Source organism: Gemmobacter sp. 24YEA27, from assembly GCF_030052995.1.
Taxonomy (GTDB): domain Bacteria; phylum Pseudomonadota; class Alphaproteobacteria; order Rhodobacterales; family Rhodobacteraceae; genus Pseudogemmobacter.
Genome location: NZ_JASJPW010000001.1, coordinates 2,768,467 through 2,782,228, shown reverse-complemented (window position 1 = coordinate 2,782,228; position 13,762 = coordinate 2,768,467). Strand labels below are relative to the sequence as shown.

Sequence of the window (13,762 nt, the reverse complement as noted above, 5' to 3'; positions counted from 1 at the left end):
CCGATTTCTTTGGCAGACTGGAGCCGGTGCCTGAAATGGGGTGCCGGAGGTGGGCATGGCTGATCAGCGACAGGGCGATATTTTCCGCCGCAAGGTATTCTATCTTCCGGGCTATGACCCGTTTCATCCGCGCCGCTACCGCGAGCTCTACCGCAAGGAAGGCACGGAACAGGCGCGACTTTCGGGCTATGATTTGAGCCTCAGGCCGAAAAAAGCGGGCGGCCCGTATGGCTGGCGCGTCGAGGCCAGGATCGAAGGGCGCGCGGTCGAAACCGATATGGAGGTGCTGGTCTGGTCAGATATCGTCAAAGGCTCGATGTCCGAGACGATCCCGGCGACCTATCTGCAGCTTTTTCGAACCGCCTGGGCCTATATCGGATCGGGGGCGCTGTTCCGGCTGATGCGGCTCAGGAAAGGCCCGATGATCGCGGCGCTTTACCCGATTGTCTTTCTGCTTTTGCAGCTGGGCGTCGCTTTGGGGCTGGCCTGGGCCGGTTTTGCGCTGGTGGCGCATCTGTTGCATTGGGGACCAGGCCTTCCGGTCGCGGGCGCCATTCTCTGGGGTGTGCTTTATTGGTTCCGAAAGAAGGACAATAAGGTCTTTGCCTGGTATTTGATGCATGATTATGCCTATTCGGCGCAGTATAAGGGCGCCAACCCGCCGGAATTAGAGGCGCGGATGCGGGATTTCGGCAGACAGATCCGGGCTGCACTGTCCGGAGATTACGACGAGGTGCTGGTGATCGGCCATTCTTCGGGCGCGCATCTCGGCATCTCGATCCTTGCCGATCTTTTGCGCGCGGGCCTTCCCGCACCGCGCCCGGTTCTGTCTTTCCTGTCGCTGGGCCATGTGGTGCCGATGGTTTCCTTCCTGCCCGACGCCACCCGGCTGCGCGCAGATCTGGCCTGGCTCTCCACCCGCGACGAGATCGCCTGGATCGACGTGACCGCGCCCGGCGACGGCTGTGCTTTTGCGCTCTGCGACCCGGTTTCAGTCTCGGTCGCGCCGCCAAAGGGCAAACGCTGGCCGCTGGTGATTTCCGCCGCCTTCACGCAGACGCTGAGCCCGGCGCGCTGGCGCGCATTGAGGCGGCGCTGGTTCCGGCTGCATTTCCAGTATCTGTGCGCCTTCGACAATCTGGCGGGCAGCCCCGGCGACTATGATTATTTCCGCGTGACCGCCGGGCCGCAGACGCTGGACGCGCGCTTCAAAACCCGTCACCCGTCGAAAAGCCGCATTGAAGCCACCGTCAACCGCTATAGAAACGTGGCGTGAGCGAAGATCCGAAATCCTGCCCCTTTGCGGCGGCATCCGGGGCGCCCGTCCCCCCGAAACCCGCGGCCCGCGCCGACCGGGTTTCGCTGTTCACCTATCTGCGGCTCTTTCGGCGCGACATCCTCTCGGCCCAGCCCGCGCGGCTTTACCGGGCCTGGATGGCCGAGTTCCGCACGCCCTTCTTCCACTCCTATCTCTGCAATGACCCGAAGCTTGTCGATCTGGTGCTGAATGACCGCCCCGAAGATTTCCCGAAATCGAACCGGATCCGGGCGGGGCTGGAACCGGTTCTGGGCAATTCCGTCTTCGTCACCAATGGCGAGACCTGGAAATACCAGCGCCGCATAATCGACCCGGCCTTCGAGGGCGGACGCCTGCGCGACACCTTCCCCGCTATGGTGGCGGCGGGGCAGGCGGCGGTTGCCCGGATGCAGAGCCTGACCCAGGGCAGCACAGGAACCGAGGTCGAGGTCGAAGAGGAGATGTCCCATGCGGCGGCGGATGTGATCTTCCGTACGCTGTTTTCGATCCCGATCGAGCATGAGATCGCGGCCCGGGTCTTCTTTGAGTTCCGCGCCTATCAGCGCACGCAGCCGATCCTGAACCTTGCGGCCTTCCTGCCACTGCCCCGCTGGTTCCCGCGCCTGCATCGGGGGCGCACCAGGGCCTCGGCAAAGATGATCCGCGACCTGATCACCCGGCTGACAGATGCACGGGCGGCTGAAATCGCCGCAGGCACCGCGCCCGATGATCTCGCAACCAAGATCATGACCACCGCCGATCCCGTGACCGGTCAGCGCTTCACGCCCGCCGAAATGGTCGACCAGGTCGCGATCTTCTTCCTTGCCGGGCATGAGACCAGCGCCTCGGCGCTTGGTTGGTCGCTCTATCTGCTCGCGCTCAGCCCCGATGTGCAGGAGCGCGTCGCGGCCGAAGTCGCCACGCTCGGCGCGGCCCCCGATTTCAGCGCCGTGACCCGGCTGCGCTACACCCGCGATGTCTTTCGCGAGGCGCTGCGCCTCTACCCGCCGGTGCCGATGATGGTGCGGCAGAACACGCGCCCCGAGACATTCCGCGACCGTAAGGTCAAACCGGGCGCCCAGATCGTGCTGTCGCCCTGGCATATCCAGCGCCATGAGCGGCTGTGGGAAGACCCCGACTCTTTCTGCCCCGCCCGCTGGCAAACAGATTCCGGCCGCCAGTCGGCGCGCGAGGCCTATATGCCCTTTTCCGCAGGCCCCCGCGTCTGCACCGGCGCCGGCTTCGCCATGGTCGAAGGCGTCCTCCTCCTCGCGATGCTGGTTCAGCGCTTCCGCTTTGACCGGATCGAGGGCGCCGACCCGGTCCCGGTCGCCCATCTCACCGTGCGCGCCGAAAACGGCATCCGCCTTCTCGTCACGCCCCGCGGCTAGAAGAACCGGGTGCACAGAAAAAGGCGCCCCGAAAGAGCGCCTCTCAATTTCTCCGACAGCAATTTCATCTGTCTCTAAATATCCCGGGGGAGTCTGCCAGAGGCAGACGGGGGCAGAGCCCCCACGCCCGGCCAGCCAGATCTCAGAGGATCTCGACCTTGTAACCCTCAATCACCGTATTCGCGAGCAGCTTCTCGCACATCGCCTTCACATCGGCCTCGGCTGCGGTCCTGTCCGTCGCCGCCAGATCCAGCTCGATCACCTTGCCCTGACGCACGCCGTCCACACCGGCAAAGCCAAGCGCGCCAAGCGCGTGGCGGATCGCCTCGCCCTGCGGATCGAGAACGCCGTTTTTCAGCATGACGGTGACACGGGCTTTCATCGGGGCCTCCGGGCTCTGGTATTTGTCGCGCCCCTCATATCCGCGTGGCGCGACAGGGGCAATCGGATCAGTTGATCAGCGAGGGTTTCGAGACATGGGTGACATTCGAGGGCAGCACCCCGATCCGCCGCGCCAGTTCCGCATAGACATCGGACAGCGGCCCCGGCTCGGGCACCGACCCGTCGGCGCGTTCGGGCTGGCGCAGATCCCACAGCGTCATCGAATCCGGGCTGATCTCATCGGCAAGGATCAGCCGCATATAATCACCGTCCCAGACCCGGCCGATCTCGATCCGGAAATCCATCAGCCGCACACCAACGCCCAGCATGACGCCCGAAAGGAAGTCATTCACCCTGAGCGCCAGCTCGACCATATCGTCGAGATCCTGCTGATTGCCCCAGCCAAAGGCGATGATATGCTCTTCGGTCACCAGCGGCGTCCCGAGCTTCTCATCCTTAAAGTAGTATTCCATGATCGGGCGCGGCAGGCCCATGCCTTCGGGGATCCCCAGCCGGTCTGAAATGCCGCCGGTGGCGAAATTCCGCACGAGAATTTCCAGCGGAATGATCTCGGCCATCCTGACCAGCTGCTCGCGCATGTTCAGGCGGCGGATGAAATGGGTCGGCACCCCGATATTGTTCAGCCCGGCCATGAAGAATTCCGACAGCCGGTTGTTCAGCACACCCTTGCCTTCCGAGGCCGCAGAAATCGGCGCGACATTGGCGCCGCTGCCGGCTTCAGGGCCGTTCTCGTCATCCTTGAAATACTGGATCAGCGTACCCGGTTCCGGTCCTTCGAACAGGATCTTGGCCTTGCCCTCATAGACCTTCTTGCGACGTGCCATGGTGACCTTTGTACAGACAATGACGAAAGGGGCGGCTCAGCCACCCCGGAGGTTTCCCGGCCTATAGCTGACCCCCCAGGCGGGGGCAAGCGGGCAGGGGCGCCGGTAGGGGGCAGGCGGTGCTGCGCCGGGCAAAATTTGCCGCAGGCTTTCTTCTTGCAGGTGCCTGGGGGGATGATCATATGGAAGATGAGACCATGAAAACCATGACCCGGACAGGGAGCTGAGAGATTACATGAGCACTTTTGACGACCGCGAAAACGCATTCGAGGCCAAATTCGCGCATGACAGCGAGATGCAGTTCCGGGCCGAGGCGCGGCGCAACAAGCTGGCCGGCCTCTGGGCGGCAGAGCTGCTCGGCAAAACCGGCGACGACGCCAATGCCTATGCGCTGGATGTCGTGGCGGCTGATTTCGACGAGCCGGGCATTGAGGATGTGGTGCGCAAGCTCGCCGCCGATCTGGGGGACCGGGTGAGCGCCGATCAGATCCGCGCCAAACTGACCGAGCTTCTGCCGGTGGCCAAGGCGCAGCTCCTGAACGAAGTCTGAGGACTGATTTTCTCAGGAGGCCCTGCGGCATCGCAGAGCCGGAGAAAAGAGCGCCGCGCGGGAGATCAGTGCCCCGACGCGGCGTTTTGCGTGGAGAGGGTGTCGGGAAAGCGATTGTACGACCTGCGGCACCATGTCAGGAACAGGATCAGCACTGCCGCCCGTGAGGCGACGCAATCTGTTAAGAAAGGGTGCCCGATGACCAATGATGCCCCAAAGAAGAATGACCTGCTGAGCCAGCTGCTGGCCGAGCGGGACTGGCTGATGGCCGATGGGGCGACCGGCACCAATCTCTTCAATATGGGGTTGGAATCGGGCGAACCGCCGGAATTGTGGAATGTCGACCGCCCCGATAATATCCGCACGCTTTACCGCAATGCGGTCGAGGCGGGGTCGGATATCTTCCTGACGAACACCTTTGGCGGCAATGCCTCGCGGCTGAAACTGCATAATGCGCAAGGCCGCGTGCATGAGCTGAACCGGGTCGGTGCGGCTTTGGGGCGCGAGATTGCCGATGCCTCGGGTCGCAAGGTGGTGGTGGCAGGCTCGGTCGGGCCGACCGGAGATATTTTCGAGCCGATGGGCACCCTGACCCATGCGCTCGCGGTCGAGATGTTCCATGAACAGGCCGAAGGGCTGAAGGCCGGCGGCGCCGATGTGCTCTGGGTCGAGACCATCTCGGCGCCCGAAGAATACCGCGCGGCGGCCGAGGCCGCGAAACTTGCGGGCATGCCCTGGGTCGGGACCATGAGCTTTGACACGGCAGGCCGCACCATGATGGGGGTGACCTCTGCGGCGATGGCTGAGCTGGTCGAGAAACTTCCCGAGGCGCCGCTGGCGTTCGGCGCGAATTGCGGGGTCGGGGCGTCGGATCTGATGCGCACGGTGATGGGCTTCATTGCCACCGGGACGACGCGGCCGGTTGTGGCAAAGGGCAATGCCGGGATCCCGAAATATCACGACGGCCATATCCATTATGATGGCACGCCAGAGCTGATGGGCGTCTATGCGGTAATGGCCCGCGATGCCGGGGTGAAGATTATCGGCGGTTGCTGCGGCACCATGCCAGAGCATCTGAAAGCGATGCGGCGCGCGCTGGAAGAAACACCTCGCGGCCCCGCGCCGAGCCTTGAAGATGTGGCGTCAAAGCTGGGCGCTTTCTCCTCCGTGTCCGATGGCACTGACGGCGAAGGCCCGGCCAAACGGGAACGTCGCGGCCGTCGCGGCTGACAGCAGCCCGTAACATCTCCGCCTCTGACGCCGGATCAGGATACCGACGCGCCGCCAGGTAACTGGCGGCCGTTTTCTTTCCAGAAAACGGCCAGATTCCTTTCTGAAAGGAATTTGCGGCGCGTCTGGCGCCGGGCTTACGGCAGGGTCAGCGGCGCCTGGGTTTGCCGCCCTTGCTGCCTTCTTCCGTCATCAGCCGAGCGGCCTCGGCCGCAGCGCGCAGCTCTTCGGCGATCTCTTCCGCCTCTTCGGGGTCGAAATCCAGCGGCAGTTCGATCCCGCCTTCGGCTTCGATATAGATCCGCACCATACCGGCATCGGTTGGCCCGATCTGGATATTGGCGGCGATGTCGCTTTGTTTGTTGATGCCCATGGCGGCTCAGGCTCCCGGATGAGACTTTTCTGCCCGTGAGTTTCCACCCCGCAGGGTGGCACCTGCAAGCAGTATCGCCCCTGGGCGCAAAAAGGGAGGAATGGTACCGACACCCCGGCTCGAACGGGGGACCCCCAGATCCACAATCTGGTGCTCTAACCAACTGAGCTATGTCGGCACTTGGCGGTTGATTAGCGCCCGGCTGAAGATATTGCAAGGGCAGAGCGGCAGGAATTTTCACCCGGGCCAAATCAGCTCCTGCGGGGCAGGGCAGACCTCTTCCGGGCTTGCCCTGCGCCGGACCTCCGCTATTTTCGCCCCTCCTGTCTTATCGGTTTCGTCTCGGAGGATTCGCATGTCTGTCGCCCGTATTCCGGAAATCATCGCCGCCGAGATCGGGGCCCAGACCCGGCAGGTTGTGGCGGCGGTCGAGCTGCTGGATGGCGGGGCCACGGTGCCGTTCGTCGCGCGCTACCGCAAGGAAGTGACCGGCGGGCTGGACGATACGCAACTGAGGAAACTTGAAGAACGGCTGACCTATCTGCGTGAGCTTGAGGCGCGGCGCGGCTCAATCCTTGGTGAAATCACGAATCAGGGCAAGCTGACCGACGATCTGGCCCGTGCGATTGCCGGGGCGGTGACCAAGGCCGAGCTCGAAGATATTTACCTTCCCTATAAGCCGAAGCGCCGCACCAAGGCGATGATCGCGCGCGAGGCAGGGCTTCAGGGCCTCGTTGATGCGATTCTCGCGGATCGCCGGGCCGATCCCGCGGTGCTGGCAGCCGGGTTCCTGACCGAGGGCTTTGCAGATGCGAAATCCGCGCTGGAAGGCGCGCGCGACATCATCGCCGAGGGGCTGTCGGAGGATGCGGGGCTTCTGGGCAGACTGCGCGAGCATATGCGCAAGGAAGGCCGGCTGAGGTCTAAGGTCCAGGCCGGGAAAGAGACGGCTGGCGCGAAATTCTCGGATTATTTCGATCACACCGAATCCTTCCGCGACGCGCCCTCGCACCGGGTTCTCGCCATGCTGCGCGGCCGCAATGAAGATGTGCTGACGATTGATCTGGAAATCGACCCCGAGGCAGCCCGCGGCGAATCTCCGTCCGAGCGCGCCTGTGCGGCGGTGCTGCTGGCCTCTGGCCCGGGCGCGGGCGACAAATATCTGCGCGAGGCGGGCGCCTGGGCTTGGCGGATCAAGCTGAAAACCTCGCTGACGCTGGATCTGATGGCGGAGTTGCGCGAGGCAGCCGAGGCCGAAGCGATCCGGGTTTTTGCCCGCAATCTCAAAGATCTGCTGCTGGCGGCACCGGCGGGCGGCAAGGCCACGATGGGGCTTGATCCGGGCATCCGCACCGGGGTCAAGGTTGCGGTGGTCGATGCCACGGGTAAGCTTCTGGCAACCGAGACGGTTTATCCTTTCCAGCCGAAGAACGATCTGCGCGGCGCCCAGGTGGCGATTGCGAAGCTGATCGGCAATCTCGGCGTCAAGCTGATCGCCATCGGCAATGGCACGGCGAGCCGCGAGACGGAAAAGATGGTCGCCGATCTGCTGGCTTTGCTGCCTGCGGGCGCACATAAACCGGTGAAGGTGGTGGTCTCCGAGGCCGGCGCCTCGGTCTATTCGGCTTCGGAACTGGCGGCGCGGGAATTCCCGGGGCTGGATGTGTCCTTGCGCGGCGCGGTTTCCATCGCGCGGCGCCTGCAGGATCCTCTGGCGGAGCTGGTGAAGATCGAGCCGAAATCGATCGGCGTTGGCCAGTATCAGCATGATGTCGACCAGCACCGGCTGGCGAAAAGCCTCGACGCGGTGGTCGAGGATGCGGTGAATGCGGTCGGCGTTGATCTCAACACGGCTTCAGCGCCGCTGCTCGCCCGGGTGTCGGGCGTGGGGCAGGGGCTGGCCGAAAGCATCGTCGCGCATCGCGATGCGAATGGGCCGTTCGCAAGCCGGCGCGAGCTGTTGAAAGTCGCACGGCTCGGGCCAAAGGCCTTTGAACAGGCGGCGGGATTCCTGCGCATCCCGGATGGGAAAGAGCCGCTGGATGCCTCCTCCGTCCACCCGGAAGCCTATGATGTTGCCCGTAAAATCGTCGCCGCCTGCGGGCGTGACATCCGCAGCCTGATGGGCGATGGTGTGGCGCTGAAACAGCTCAATCCCGGTCAGTTTGTCGATGAAAAATTCGGCCTGCCCACGGTGCGCGACATCCTGTCGGAACTTGAAAAACCGGGCCGCGACCCGCGTCCCGAATTCAAAACCGCGACCTTCGCGGATGGGATTGAAGAGATCAAAGATCTTAAACCCGGCATGGTGCTGGAAGGCACCGTCACCAATGTCGCGGCTTTTGGCGCCTTCGTCGATATCGGCGTGCATCAGGACGGGCTGGTCCATGTCAGCCAGCTGGCCGACAAATTCGTCTCGGACCCGCATGAGGTGGTGAAGGCCGGGGATGTGGTGAAGGTCACTGTGGTCGAGGTCGATGTGCCCCGCAAACGCATCGCGCTGACGATGAAGAAAGACGGCGGCGCCTCGGCGAAATCGGCGCGCGAAGAACGCGGTCCGGGCCGCGATCAGGCCCGTGACCGCAGCCCGCAAAAGAGCAACCGGCCAATGTCCTCGTCGCCACAATCCTCGGGCGGCGGCAATGCCTTTGCCGATGCGCTCAAGGGCAAATTTGGGCGCTGATCCGTTGCGCGCCTGCCGCCGGGGGCGATCCCCGGCGGAACCCTTATTAAGAGATTAATCGCTCACTCTGGCCCCGCAGCTTTTGCGGAGGGGTCACTTGCAGCGCATCATCATCCACTGGACCGGCGGCCCGCATCAGCCAACCGGGCTTGACCTGCACCATTATCACTATGTGATCGACGGGGCCGGCAAGGTTCATCCGGGACAGTTCCCGGTTGCCGCCAATGAAGGGCGGATGGTCAGGGGCGCATACGCCGCCCATACGCTCAACTGTAACACCGGCAGCATCGGCGTCGCACTGGCGGCGATGGCGGGCGCGGTGGAGCAACCGTTCCGCCCCGGCCACGCCCCGGTCACCGAGGCACAATTGCGCGCCCTGGCCGGGCTTTGCCGCGTGCTCTGCGCGCGTTACGCCATTTCACTTGGCCCCTGTACGGTACTGACCCATGCCGAGGTACAACCGACACTCGGCATCGCGCAGCGCGGCAAATGGGATGTGACCTGGCTGCCTGGCATGGTTGCCCCCGGGCCCGCAATCGAGACCGGTGACCGGCTGCGCGCGCTGATCGCCGCCCCGCTGCCTGCGCAAGAAACCCGCGCGCGCGACGGCCTTCTCGCCAGCATTATCGCGCTGATCGCACGGATTTTCTCACGTCAAAACAGGAGTTTCGCATGACGGCTGTTATGGCCCGCATACTCGCGCGCTATGTCTCGGGGGCGCTGGTGGCTTACGGTGTGATCGATCCGGGCCTTGGGCGCGAGATGGCGCTTGACCCGGATCTGGCGCTGATGATCGGAACAACACTCGGCGCGCTGGCCGAAGCCGGCTATGCACTGGCGGTCCGCTTTGGCTGGCAAAGATGACGGGGTGGACGGTGGCGGCTTACGGGCTGGTTCTGGCGCCTGTGATGGCGCTGATCCCGAAGGGCAATCTGAGGTTGCTCAGCGCGGCGGGAGTTAATGCGCTCCCGGCCTTCACTGTCGATGTATCGCCGCACGTATCTGAGACTCTTGGTACGAATTATTCTAAAAGCTTGTCGAAAGGGTTGGGCGGCATTTTCGGCGTGGTCGAAGCCGGGTGTGATGCCAGGACACGAAAACCTCCGCCGGGTATGAGCTCAACAGCGGCCAAGGATTTGCCTGCTCCTTTCAGGAGCCTGATGGCTTTCTTTATCTCCACCACTCGCAGGACGGTCTTTTCGGTTGGGGATGTCTGGCCCAGGATCGCTCTCCGGCTTTGGCAGGCCGCTATGTAAATCCTGCCCGGACACCCGAGATCGCCCCTCGAAGAACATGATTCATGCCCCCTGGCCGGACGGAGGTGGCGATGCGTGGACCGGACGCGGCGACGGGATCGCTGTTCAGCGACGTCGACCCCGAGGAGCACGTCCCGGCACGGCACCCACATACCGCAACCGCGATGCCGAAGTCGGTTTCAGCGGCGAGGGACGCTCCTCCGGCGCGCGCAATGCTTAATCGCCTCTCGCCAGTATCGGCCCGGCGCCTGACACTCGCGGCAGACCGCGGCTCTGACAGCGCCGAATACATCGTCGCGGCCGCGTCAGATGCTGGTCACGCCGCACGTCTGCCCGGAAATCCCGACCTTCTGCCATCGGCGGCAGATCTGTCCGGCAGCCAGAATACGCCAGGTCAAAGAGGGGGGGCGGAAGAGGATCGGGGAGCCTTTCGGCCAGCCATGACAGCCGCCGGAATCGCACAGACGATGTATCGCGGCGTTGAGCGCAGGAGCATGTGCACAGTGACCCAACTCATCGATAAAGCTGACAGGAAGACGGCCTTGGGTTTCCTTCACCACATGGTTGGGGCCATGCCCTGATCTGGGTTCACAGCATTCTCACCGATTACGGCATTCCGTTCGCAGAGCGGCCTCAGAACCGGAATAGCATCTGCTCCCGGCCGATACGCTTCAACATTACCGGTGAGGTCGGGCACTGGCTGGCAAAGCCCAGTCACCCCTGGATCAATCGCCAGGTCGAACGCATCAACCGCACGAACGAGGAGGCCATCGTCAAACGCTTCCATTACGACAGGCACGAAAAGTTGCGAGCTCATCTCGCCGACTTCATATCGGCTTACAATCTCGCTCACAGCGTCAGGCCGCTCAGCGGCGTGACGCCCTGCAAATACATTCGCAATGTCCGGGCTTCAGGGCCTGAAAGATTTATGCTGAATCCGATCCACCGGGTGACGGAACTATACAGCTAATAGTTTGCCCACCTGCCGAAGGCAAAGCGCCCCGCAGGGGCGCCCGGCTTACCTCCCAGGCCGCAGGCAAAAATGCCCTGAAGGTCATTCTGTCTTCGGCACCAGCCTCAGGCGTAGCGGCTGATCGCGAGATCCTTCGTGTCGATCTCCGGCGCGCGCCCCGAAACCAGATCCGCCAGCACCCGACCCGAGCCGCAGCTCATCGTCCAGCCCAGCGTCCCATGACCGGTATTGAGGAACAGCCCCTGAACTTTTGTTCCCCCGATCACCGGTGTGCCATCCGGTGTCATCGGGCGGAGCCCGGTCCAGAACGAGGCCTGTTTCGGATCGCCACCCGGGAAGAGATCCATCACGGAATGCTCGAGCGTCCGGCGCCGTTTCGCATCAAGCCGGTCATTATAGCCGGAGATTTCGGCCATACCGCCGACCCGGATCCGGTCGCCCAGCCGCGTGATCGCGATCTTGTAGGTCTCGTCCATGATGGTCGATTCCGGGGCCCGCGCCGGGTCCGCGATCGGGATGGTCAGCGAATAGCCCTTCACCGGATAGACCGGCAGCCTGATCCCCATCGGCTTCAGGATCTGCGGCGAGTAAGAGCCGAGGCAAACCACCACCGCATCTGCCGTTACCAGACCCTTATCGGTCCTGACCCCGGTCGCCCGCCCGCCCTCGGTGACGATATGCTCGATCGTCTCGCCCCAGCGGAAGGTCACGCCCTTTTCCACCAACAAAGCCGCCAGCGCAGTGGTGAATTTGAAGCAATCCCCGGTCTCGTCAAGCGGCGTGCGCAGCCCGCCCACGATCCGGTCTTTCACATGGGCGAGGCCGGGCTCCACTGCAATACAGCCTTCCGGGTCGAGCAGCTCGCAGGGGATGCCATCCGCCTTCAGCGCCTTCACATCCTTGGCCGAGGCCTCCAGCTGCGCCTCGGTGCGGAACAGCTGCAGCGTGCCCTTCATGCCGTGATCATATTGAATTCCGGTCTCCTGGCGGATCTGGGCAAAGCTCTCGCGCGAATAATCCGCAATCCTGAGCATCCGGCTCTTGTTGATCGCATAGCGCGAGGCGGTGCAGTTCCCGAGCAGTTTGAACAGCCAGCCGATCATCGCCGTGTCGATCTTCAGCTTCAGGATCAGAGGGGCATGTTCCATCATCACCCATTTGATCGCTTTCAGGGGGATCCCCGGCGCGGCCCAAGGGCTGCAATAGCCAAACGACACCTCACCCGCATTGGCGAAAGAAGTCTCCAGCGCCGGGCCGTCCTCGCGGTCGATCACCGTGACCTCATGGCCGGCCTTGGCCAGATACCAGGCCGAGGTGATGCCCACGACCCCACCGCCAAGAACGATGACTTTCATTCTGATCTTCCCCTGCTGCCGGACCCGATCTTCAGCCGGGACCTGACCAATACGCCGATTTCCCCCGATGCTCGTTGATCATTGATCGAATGTCCTGTTGATTGACGCAATATTATGCGATTATTCGGTCATTAGTGAAACAATCCGGCGCTGTGTGCAATTTCATGTCAGAGATCGATCGTATCGACCGCGCCTTGATTCGGGCGCTGCGCCGCGATGCCCGCATGTCCAATGTCGCGCTGGCGGCAGAGGTCGGGCTCTCGCCTTCCGCCTGCCTGCGCCGGGTGCGGATGCTTGAAGAAAACGGCACCATTCGCGGCTACACGGCGCTGGTGGCGGGCCCTGCCTCGGAAAGCCGCCATGTGGTGATCGTGCGGATCAGCCTCTCGCGCCAGACCGAAGAGATCCTGAACGCCTTTGAGGCCGAGGTCCGCAAACACCCCGAGATCCGGCAATGCTGGCTGATGACCGGCGAAGAAGACTACCTTCTCCATCTCGAGGCCGAGAACCCCGGCGATTATGAGCGGATCCATAAAGAGATCCTGTCGCGCCTGCCGGGCGTCACCCGGATCAATTCCAGCTTCGCCATCCGCAGCGTCATCTGACAGCGCGCTCGCGCGCGTCTGGCGCGAATATGGATGCGTATGGAGATGTATCAGGAGAGGTGTGTCGCTCCATGCGTCTCGCCTGGCCCGGCGCGGCTTTGGGGCTTTGCGCCGGGCAGGGGGTGCAATGTGGCGAATCTGAGGCGGATCCCCCGTGGGAGCGCTGCATCGGGACAGATGATTCGCAGGTTTCCCTCGGGTCAATGTTGCTCAGGTGAGCGTTAATACATCTAAACCAGCTTACTGATCAGGCTTTGGCAACGCGACATCACGAGGGGAACACAATCACTTTGGCTTTTCGGGGCATGATTAATTCGCGGCCGGGTTGTTGCGGGCTGTTCTGATTCAGGCAACAAATCCCGGCCATCTGGCCGGTTCCGCAGGCTTCTGAGCAGAGATTTCGAAAGTTCTTGGAGAATTCTACTGAAATTTTCTGAAATTCTGACTGGATCTGTCTCTGACGCGGAAACAATTGCCCTGCCGGAAATGCCCTCATACTCGCCTTGGAGGACTGGTTCTGTCCTGCGGAAGAACACCTTCCTGTCGCAATTTGCGCCTTTTCCGCTTCCTTCCGGGGCAAAGCAAAGCTAGATATTGATCGTCAGCTGCAAGACGTATGGGCCGTGGGGGCGGTCGTATGTTGGTGGTGTGCCGCAAGGCACCAGAGTGGTGACGAGAGTGCTGCCGATACCGGTATTCCGGAAGCCCGCTTTTGCGGGTAAGGTCTTTTACAGGCCGGCATACCCTCATCCCATCCACCTCCATTCGACGGGTTCGCTCGGTATTAGCGTGCGATTGTGCCCGTTGCAGGAGTTTAAGACGA

The 13,762-nt window shown here is 62.9% G+C and carries 13 protein-coding genes, 1 tRNA gene and 1 pseudogene; 9 read left to right on the top strand and 6 right to left on the bottom strand.

Annotation, left to right across the window (positions count from 1 at the left end):
• Positions 1 to 55 precede the first annotated feature (55 nt).
• A complete protein-coding gene (locus tag QNO18_RS13870) occupies positions 56 to 1,276 on the top strand; it encodes a hypothetical protein (RefSeq protein WP_283178138.1) in 1,221 nt (406 codons plus the stop codon).
• Entirely contained in the window at positions 1,273 to 2,688 is a 1,416-nt protein-coding gene (locus QNO18_RS13865; protein WP_283178137.1) for a cytochrome P450, read from the top strand. Before QNO18_RS13870 ends, QNO18_RS13865 begins: the two co-directional genes overlap by 4 nt.
• Positions 2,689 to 2,830: 142 nt before the next feature.
• On the opposite strand, the gene purS is transcribed toward QNO18_RS13865, so the two are convergent.
• Together purS and QNO18_RS13855 are read right to left on the bottom strand one after the other, a co-directional pair.
• Positions 2,831 to 3,070 carry a phosphoribosylformylglycinamidine synthase subunit PurS gene (purS, locus tag QNO18_RS13860; RefSeq protein WP_283178136.1) on the bottom strand — a complete coding sequence of 80 codons (240 nt, stop codon included), beginning with the start codon at positions 3,068 to 3,070 and terminating at the stop codon, positions 2,831 to 2,833.
• Positions 3,071 to 3,137: 67 nt separating this feature from the next.
• A complete protein-coding gene (locus tag QNO18_RS13855; protein ID WP_283178135.1) occupies positions 3,138 to 3,914 on the bottom strand; it encodes a phosphoribosylaminoimidazolesuccinocarboxamide synthase in 777 nt (258 codons plus the stop codon).
• A gap of 235 nt (positions 3,915 to 4,149) precedes the next feature.
• On the opposite strand from QNO18_RS13855, the gene QNO18_RS13850 reads away from it, so the two are divergent.
• Both QNO18_RS13850 and bmt read left to right on the top strand, forming a co-directional pair.
• Positions 4,150 to 4,464 (top strand): DUF1476 domain-containing protein, encoded by a 315-nt coding sequence (locus tag QNO18_RS13850; protein WP_283178134.1) that lies wholly within the window; start codon positions 4,150 to 4,152, stop codon positions 4,462 to 4,464.
• A gap of 198 nt (positions 4,465 to 4,662) precedes the next feature.
• Positions 4,663 to 5,694 carry a betaine--homocysteine S-methyltransferase gene (gene bmt, locus QNO18_RS13845; protein ID WP_283178133.1) on the top strand — a complete coding sequence of 344 codons (1,032 nt, stop codon included), beginning with the start codon at positions 4,663 to 4,665 and terminating at the stop codon, positions 5,692 to 5,694.
• A gap of 148 nt (positions 5,695 to 5,842) precedes the next feature.
• Here bmt and QNO18_RS13840 read toward each other — a convergent pair whose 3' ends face one another.
• A complete protein-coding gene (locus QNO18_RS13840) occupies positions 5,843 to 6,067 on the bottom strand; it encodes a DUF6324 family protein (protein WP_283178132.1) in 225 nt (74 codons plus the stop codon).
• A 101-nt stretch (positions 6,068 to 6,168) separates the two neighbouring features.
• A tRNA-His gene (locus QNO18_RS13835) sits at positions 6,169 to 6,245 on the bottom strand.
• Between the two features lie 177 nt (positions 6,246 to 6,422).
• Between QNO18_RS13835 and QNO18_RS13830 the strand changes: the two genes are divergently transcribed.
• The 4 genes and pseudogenes from QNO18_RS13830 to QNO18_RS13815 all read left to right on the top strand — a co-directional run.
• Positions 6,423 to 8,750 (top strand): Tex family protein, encoded by a 2,328-nt coding sequence (locus QNO18_RS13830; RefSeq protein WP_283178131.1) that lies wholly within the window; start codon positions 6,423 to 6,425, stop codon positions 8,748 to 8,750.
• Positions 8,751 to 8,847: 97 nt separating this feature from the next.
• Positions 8,848 to 9,426: an N-acetylmuramoyl-L-alanine amidase gene (locus QNO18_RS13825; protein ID WP_283178130.1), complete on the top strand. Its 579-nt coding sequence runs from the start codon at positions 8,848 to 8,850 to the stop codon at positions 9,424 to 9,426.
• Positions 9,423 to 9,614 carry a hypothetical protein gene (locus QNO18_RS13820; RefSeq protein ID WP_283178129.1) on the top strand — a complete coding sequence of 64 codons (192 nt, stop codon included), beginning with the start codon at positions 9,423 to 9,425 and terminating at the stop codon, positions 9,612 to 9,614. Before QNO18_RS13825 ends, QNO18_RS13820 begins: the two co-directional genes overlap by 4 nt.
• A 604-nt stretch (positions 9,615 to 10,218) precedes the next feature.
• Positions 10,219 to 10,587, top strand: a pseudogene (locus QNO18_RS13815) (hypothetical protein); the annotation flags it as partial.
• Here the strand turns inward: QNO18_RS13815 and QNO18_RS13810 are convergent.
• Positions 10,560 to 10,859 carry a hypothetical protein gene (locus QNO18_RS13810; RefSeq protein WP_283178839.1) on the bottom strand — a complete coding sequence of 100 codons (300 nt, stop codon included), beginning with the start codon at positions 10,857 to 10,859 and terminating at the stop codon, positions 10,560 to 10,562. The pseudogene QNO18_RS13815 and the gene QNO18_RS13810 overlap by 28 nt on opposite strands.
• 224 nt (positions 10,860 to 11,083) lie before the next feature.
• Positions 11,084 to 12,340, bottom strand: a complete 1,257-nt coding sequence (locus QNO18_RS13805; RefSeq protein WP_349293884.1) for a D-amino acid dehydrogenase — start codon at positions 12,338 to 12,340, stop codon at positions 11,084 to 11,086.
• A gap of 158 nt (positions 12,341 to 12,498) precedes the next feature.
• Here QNO18_RS13805 and QNO18_RS13800 point away from each other — a divergent pair, with 158 nt between their 5' ends.
• Complete coding sequence (locus QNO18_RS13800; RefSeq protein ID WP_283178127.1) at positions 12,499 to 12,939, top strand: Lrp/AsnC family transcriptional regulator; 441 nt, start codon at positions 12,499 to 12,501, stop codon at positions 12,937 to 12,939.
• Positions 12,940 to 13,762: the final 823 nt, after the last annotated feature.

What these genes read in the sequence shown, in the direction of transcription:
- QNO18_RS13870 (WP_283178138.1), top strand. Translation starts at nt 56, where the DNA reads ATGGCTGATCAGCGACAGGGCGATATTTTCCGCCGCAAGGTATTCTAT.
- purS (WP_283178136.1), bottom strand. Translation starts at nt 3,070, where the DNA reads ATGAAAGCCCGTGTCACCGTCATGCTGAAAAACGGCGTTCTCGATCCG.
- QNO18_RS13855 (WP_283178135.1), bottom strand. Translation starts at nt 3,914, where the DNA reads ATGGCACGTCGCAAGAAGGTCTATGAGGGCAAGGCCAAGATCCTGTTC.
- QNO18_RS13850 (WP_283178134.1), top strand. Translation starts at nt 4,150, where the DNA reads ATGAGCACTTTTGACGACCGCGAAAACGCATTCGAGGCCAAATTCGCG.
- bmt (WP_283178133.1), top strand. Translation starts at nt 4,663, where the DNA reads ATGACCAATGATGCCCCAAAGAAGAATGACCTGCTGAGCCAGCTGCTG.
- QNO18_RS13840 (WP_283178132.1), bottom strand. Translation starts at nt 6,067, where the DNA reads ATGGGCATCAACAAACAAAGCGACATCGCCGCCAATATCCAGATCGGG.
- QNO18_RS13830 (WP_283178131.1), top strand. Translation starts at nt 6,423, where the DNA reads ATGTCTGTCGCCCGTATTCCGGAAATCATCGCCGCCGAGATCGGGGCC.
- QNO18_RS13820 (WP_283178129.1), top strand. Translation starts at nt 9,423, where the DNA reads ATGACGGCTGTTATGGCCCGCATACTCGCGCGCTATGTCTCGGGGGCG.
- QNO18_RS13800 (WP_283178127.1), top strand. Translation starts at nt 12,499, where the DNA reads ATGTCAGAGATCGATCGTATCGACCGCGCCTTGATTCGGGCGCTGCGC.